The following is a 5,419-nucleotide window of genomic DNA, read 5'->3' on the forward strand; positions in this document are numbered from 1 at the left end:
GCCAAAAACGGAGAACTGAGCGGGTTACCTGGTCGATTTTGATCGACGGCCCGCTTTCAAAAGCAGCGAGGGCTGAAGTCGACCGGAAATACAGGGTTACTTCAGACCTTCCTTAGCGCTTCATTGAAAGAGAGAGCAACGCTTATGCATAAAGAATCTGGCCACACGGCCCTTGACGAGATGCGCTCCCAGTGGCGGTTGATGACGGTTTACGAGCGCTTCGAGCAGGTCGTCGCCCTCGTTCTGTCGGCGGTAATTGCCGTCATCATCGTGGTGTCGCTGTTCCAGCTCATCGCCATCGTCTTCACGCTGCTGGTTCTCGATGCCTTCAATCCCCTGGATCACAAGGTATTCCAGAGTGTGTTCGGCATGATCATGACGCTCTTGATCGCGATGGAGTTCAAGCATTCCATCGTGCGCGTGGCGCTGCGTAAGGAAAGCATCATCCAGGTCAAGACCGTCATTCTGATCGCGATCCTGGCACTGGCCCGCAAGTTCATCATCCTTGACCCCGACGTTGATCCTGCCAAATTGGCCGCCCTGGCGGGGACGATACTGGCCTTGGGTCTGACCTATTGGCTCATGCGTGAACGCGACGACCGGAAGAGCGAGTGATTGGACCTTCCGTACTGGACGCAGAGGGCGTTGAAGCCAATCAGCGAGTTGGACGGTTGCGCGGAGATTGCCGCGCATGCCTATGAGCGACTCGATGGCAGTGGCTATTTTCGGGGTGCTTCGGCTTCAGCGCTACGCCCGGAGCATCGACTTCTTGCTGCCGCTGTCGCCTGGGTCGCCCTGAGAGGAAGTAGGCCGTGGCGGCCGGCCTATGGTGAGTTGGAAGCGGCAAAGCTTCTCAAGCAAGATGCTGATCGCGGGCTTTTCGACACAGGCGCGTGCGAAGCGGTGATCGCTGCCGCACGGGGTGAACGCACGCTCGCTCAGGCAAGGGGGGCAGTACTGTCGGAGCGCGAGTGCCGCATTCTCCTGGAAATCAGTCGTGGCGCGAGCAACAAACAAGTGGCGCGCATGCTGGATATCAGCCCGAGTACGGTACGTACCCATGTCGAGAGCATCTTTCGCAAGCTGGAATGCTCGACGCGCGCGGCTGCGACCTTGAAGGGCCTGACACTTGGGCTGATTTACTAATGGCAATTATGCCACTTACTTGGGCTTGGTTTCAGCGCCTCCGGAATGGGGCGCATTAGGCGAGGGCGCTTTGCCGGTCAGGTTGGCTCGGGCAAGCGACGTGAACGCCTTGAATGCACCGGACGGATTGTGGCGGTTCGGATAGTACAGGCACAGCTCGTCCCTGGGCGGGGTCCAATCCGCCAGAATCCGCAGAATGAGCGTAAGCGGTCCGGTTACATCAATTCTCATGACTTGACCGTCTCTTAAGTGCCAAGGGAAGATCGCCCCGTTTGGCAGGCGAATCCGAAGACAGCAATGTCGCAGAAGATCCGCTGGCGTTTGCGGCCGTCCGTGCCTATGGATATACGCCGGCGTGCCGACCACCGCATAGCACTGCCGCTGGCCGAGCGGGATTCCGATCATGTCGCTGCGTACCAGATTCGCAGCACGCACTCCGACGTCGAACCCGTCGGCGACGTTATCTATCAGGCGCTCCTCGGTGACGAGGTCGACATGTACCTTGGGGTACTGGCGGATGAACTCCAGCACGAGCGGAAGCAGCGCGACCCGGGCCGCGCTCGCGTTGATCCTCAACGTGCCGCTTGGTGCTGCCGCGTGTGATCGAACGGCTTCCAGATTGGATTGCAAGTCTCGCAAGGCCGGCGCGACTTGTTCGACGTAGACCCGGCCCGCCGCGGTCAGCGAGACAGTGCGAGTCGTACGATTGAACAGACGGGTCTCGAGGCTCGCCACCGCTGGCACCGAACGCTTTGATAGCGCTGGTGTACAGCGCGAGATCAGGCCCGATCTGCTTGCTGAGGTGCGCCTGGATCGCGCCCTGCTACCCGAAATGCTCGAGAGAGGAGGGTGTCGCCTTCCACGTGACTTCGATCCAGAGCCGTTTGATGCCTCCACCTATGCGGCGGTCGAGGCAGCGTTGTCGTCATACACGGACAGTCGCGACTCGCACACTAGTTCGGTGTGCTGGTGCTAAGGCGAAGAAATTTCGAAATTACTCATTCTAGGGCGAGGTTGTTTCAGATTTGTGCTCAATTGACAGGGAGCAGTGAGAGTTTCGCAGGAAAAGTCTCAAATTTCTGCAGTCGCATGGGTGCAGGTGGTTCATCGATGCAGGTTGCAACTGGCGGCGCAGCCTCCGGCCCCTGTGGGGGCCGTTCGGTATCAGGGGTGCCGAGCAGTGCCAGCAGGGCGTCGACGCTATCGGCAGCGGGCGCAGCAGACGGCGCAGGTGCGGCGTTCGCCGCCTGTGAGGTGTCACCGCTATCGTTGGATGGTTCTGCGGGGGCGTCGCTGGGCTCCACCTCTATCACGACGGTGCCGGTACCAGCAGGTATCCGACAGTTGGTAAAGGGGCAGGGGAGCGGACCCCCAGCAAACCCCACAGATGTGCAACACTGAGTGCAGGGTCTTTAGCGCAGGCGCCCGACCATGAACCAGGAATTGCTAAAGCTCGTCACTGAGAAGGTGCTGTTGGCAGGCAAGCTCCTTGCAGCCGAGTGGGATCTTCCAGGCGGGCCGCGTGGCTACGGCGACAAGGCAGAAATAGACGCCGAAATCGAAGTGGTACTGCGCAGGGGGCTCCTTGACCTTCTGCCATGCGATTTCTGGGGAGAAGAAACAGGCACCAGCCTGGCTGGCCACGAGTATTGTTGGGTTGTAGACCCCAACGATGGAACCAGCGATTTTCTACAAGGGCGTAAAGGATCTGCAGTTTCAGTAGGGCTTCTGCGCAATGCGACGCCCGTTCTCGGTGTGGTCTACGCACCAGTCACTCCAGATCTGGGGCCCGATTGCATCTCATGGGCGGAAGGCAGCGGAAGCGTTATCCGCAATAACCGCAAAGTGACCGCTCAGCTTGCGCATCGAGCTCTGGACGCGGGCTGCCAGGTCCTAGTGAGCACAGCGGCAGTAAACAAGCCAGAACTCAACGCCGAGTTGTGCGCGCCCGCAGCTTTTGTTCCTTCCCCCAGTATTGCGTATCGCTTGGCTCGCGTAGCCGCCGGCGACGCTATCGCGGGAATCTCTCTCGTGCCGGTCTCGGCACATGACGTCGTTGGTGGCCATGCTCTGCTGATCGGGGCTGGCGGTGTGTTGCTTAACCAAGATGGCGTGCCAGTGATTTACGACTCAGAGGCCCGGATGAAAAGAGTGTCGCTACGTTGCTTCGGTGGAGCACCCAGTGCGTGTAGCGCGTTAGCCCATAGAGATTGGGGAAAGCTCTTTTGAAGGCTCGGCGGAACGATGCTTACTGGTGAATATGCGTATTTTTTTGCACCTTTACCAATGACCGCTTAAGGCCTCTAGAATGGGCACTTCAGAGATGGCAGATGTGCTGTTTTGCAGATTTATTTGCAGATTTCGACGGGCAGCAGACCCCTTTAGCTGTCACTCTCTTCACCGGGTACCGTGGCGGTGTAGCGTGCTATATCACGTATCCGAAGAGCGGCTTGTAACTCAAAAGTATTGAGGTTCGGTGAGGCAAGCCTGGCAGAGGTGTTGCGGATCCACTGGAGCGATGCCGATCGCAACTGATCAACCTCCATTTCACTCCACCCGTCCTGCCGCATTCGAACAAGGGCCAAATCAAACACCGGCTGGAGGAGTCCGCGGATGTGGTGGTCGGACAATCCTGGTCGCCCTCCCAGGGTACATAGCAGAGGTACGGCCTCGTCGTCGGAGGGCAGGGGAGGTAGGTTTAAAATGCGCCGGTAACGTGCAAGGTAAACATCCAGGTACTCCTGCGGCGCACGAACTCTGTCTACCAACCGGGCGCCTTTACGCAGATAGAGCCACCAGAGACCAGCAGCGTCCCTGCGAAAATCCTTCATCGCCGGAGCGTCGCGCCCTTTGCCTGATAAATCGGATACGTTCAGGTACATGGCGTAAACGGTGGCGAGGATGAACAGCGTCCGCTCATGTCGGACGTCTTCTGAAGCCATACCAGCTGCTGTATCAATCACGTATAGCCATTGATCCTTGCTCAGCGAACGCGCTCCATTGCTCCCTGGAATACGTCTTCCCCGTGAAGGAAGGCGGTTAGAGGCGAATGGGTTGACCTCGGTTAGATCCTCACCAACGGCATAGACAAAGAGGCATTTGCATACAGATATGCACTTATTAAGGGTCGCCTGAGATAGGCCCAATGGTGGGCCGGATAGCGGAGGAGGGGTGCATCCTGAGGAGGTAGATCGATCGCTTTTGGGATTGTGCCAATTGAAAGGCCGCCAGTCGGCATTGACCATGTAGCTGTCTGACTCATGCGCCATCCGACTGCCAATGCGAGTGAACCTGTCCCTTACAACCGGCCCAACCCAGCTGCTCGGCGGCTTAAGGCAGAATGCTACGAAGCTCTCGCTATCCGAGTGGTTGAGCTCTAGGAGCGGCTTCTGGGCCTCCAGGAGCGACCAAAGGAGTAAGCGCTCTGCATGAGTGCGGTAGCTGTTGAATGTTGTCTCGTTATCGCTGCAGGTTTTTAGGAAAGCACGTACTGCAACGTATCCCTCCTTGGCGCGAAACGCCGCTGGAAACCCTTCCAGAAATGCGCGCACCTCAGGTAGCTCATATCGCAGCTCTGGGGATTGAAACTCGAGCTTTTTGAAGCGAGTAAGCACCTCAAAAAGAGGTTGTGGCGCGATCTTCATGACGTTGATCCCGGCTCTAAGCCCTAAGAGCCATCGGCGTGCGTACCCGAGCGCGACGTGCGTTGTACTCATTCAGGCTAGTACCGGGTGCTTAGGGGATCAACTGATCGAGAGATGCGTGACCGAATCGAATGGACGCTCCGGTGAACTGAAGATTAGAAACGGCGAAGCACGTGAACCAAAGATTCGAAATGGAACGGCAATCCATGAACTGAAGATTAGAAATCGGATTTTTTCGTGAACCAAAGATTGGAAACGGGAGGGCACAGAGTGAACCGAAGGTTAGAAACGGAGAGCTCAATCCCGTTTCGAATCTGTAGTTACCAGAAATTCGAATCTTTAGTTCAGATCACTGGAATGGACCTAAAGGTGGCGATGGCAACGCACAGCCATTATCACAAACGTAATTTAACATAATATAGATTATGCGAAATACAACCTTACGCCTTAGGCGTTACCCACCACCAGATCACCTCCAGCTTGTCGCCTCAAAATCTCCAAAGCGCTGATGATGCCTCGAGTTTCATCGACCGTATCGCCCAGCTGCTGCCACGCCTGGCTCAGCTGGATGACGATCGCCTGGCGCTGAATGACGCCACGCGCGAGCTGCGTGTCGGTTTTCGCCTGCT

General features: G+C 57.3%; 7 protein-coding genes and 2 pseudogenes. 5 read left to right on the top strand and 4 right to left on the bottom strand.

What is annotated here, in order from left to right:
- The first annotated feature begins 180 nt into the window (after positions 1 to 180).
- Together ACN0V1_RS21325 and ACN0V1_RS21330 are read left to right on the top strand one after the other, a co-directional pair.
- Complete coding sequence (locus ACN0V1_RS21325; RefSeq protein ID WP_395764839.1) at positions 181 to 615, top strand: phosphate-starvation-inducible PsiE family protein; 435 nt, start codon at positions 181 to 183, stop codon at positions 613 to 615.
- A 6-nt stretch (positions 616 to 621) separates the two neighbouring features.
- Positions 622 to 1,146 (top strand): annotated as a pseudogene (locus ACN0V1_RS21330) (LuxR C-terminal-related transcriptional regulator); the annotation flags it as partial.
- A gap of 15 nt (positions 1,147 to 1,161) precedes the next feature.
- On the opposite strand, the gene ACN0V1_RS21335 reads toward ACN0V1_RS21330, so the two are convergent.
- Positions 1,162 to 1,377 (bottom strand): hypothetical protein, encoded by a 216-nt coding sequence (locus tag ACN0V1_RS21335; RefSeq protein WP_417546851.1) that lies wholly within the window; start codon positions 1,375 to 1,377, stop codon positions 1,162 to 1,164.
- A 72-nt stretch (positions 1,378 to 1,449) separates the two neighbouring features.
- Positions 1,450 to 1,890, bottom strand: a pseudogene (locus ACN0V1_RS21340) (LysR substrate-binding domain-containing protein); the annotation flags it as partial.
- Here ACN0V1_RS21340 and ACN0V1_RS21345 point away from each other — a divergent pair.
- From ACN0V1_RS21345 to ACN0V1_RS21355, 3 genes are all read left to right on the top strand, one after another.
- A complete protein-coding gene (locus ACN0V1_RS21345) occupies positions 1,853 to 2,122 on the top strand; it encodes a hypothetical protein (RefSeq protein ID WP_417546852.1) in 270 nt (89 codons plus the stop codon). The pseudogene ACN0V1_RS21340 and the gene ACN0V1_RS21345 sit on opposite strands and share 38 nt — an antisense overlap.
- 134 nt (positions 2,123 to 2,256) lie before the next feature.
- Positions 2,257 to 2,547, top strand: a complete 291-nt coding sequence (locus tag ACN0V1_RS21350) for a hypothetical protein (protein WP_417546848.1) — start codon at positions 2,257 to 2,259, stop codon at positions 2,545 to 2,547.
- A gap of 30 nt (positions 2,548 to 2,577) precedes the next feature.
- The gene (locus tag ACN0V1_RS21355; protein ID WP_417546849.1) at positions 2,578 to 3,375 is read left to right on the top strand and encodes an inositol monophosphatase family protein; all 798 of its coding nucleotides are present in this window, start codon (positions 2,578 to 2,580) and stop codon (positions 3,373 to 3,375) included.
- 152 nt (positions 3,376 to 3,527) lie between these two features.
- Here ACN0V1_RS21355 and ACN0V1_RS21360 read toward each other — a convergent pair whose 3' ends face one another.
- Together ACN0V1_RS21360 and ACN0V1_RS21365 are read right to left on the bottom strand one after the other, a co-directional pair.
- Positions 3,528 to 4,109, bottom strand: coding sequence for a hypothetical protein (locus ACN0V1_RS21360; protein ID WP_417546850.1), 582 nt, complete (start codon positions 4,107 to 4,109; stop codon positions 3,528 to 3,530).
- A gap of 1,128 nt (positions 4,110 to 5,237) precedes the next feature.
- The coding region (locus ACN0V1_RS21365; RefSeq protein WP_417546853.1) for a hypothetical protein at positions 5,238 to 5,419 on the bottom strand (182 nt) is incomplete at its 5' end.

The organism is Marinobacter sp. (genome assembly GCF_048266785.1).
GTDB lineage: Bacteria > Pseudomonadota > Gammaproteobacteria > Pseudomonadales > Oleiphilaceae > Marinobacter.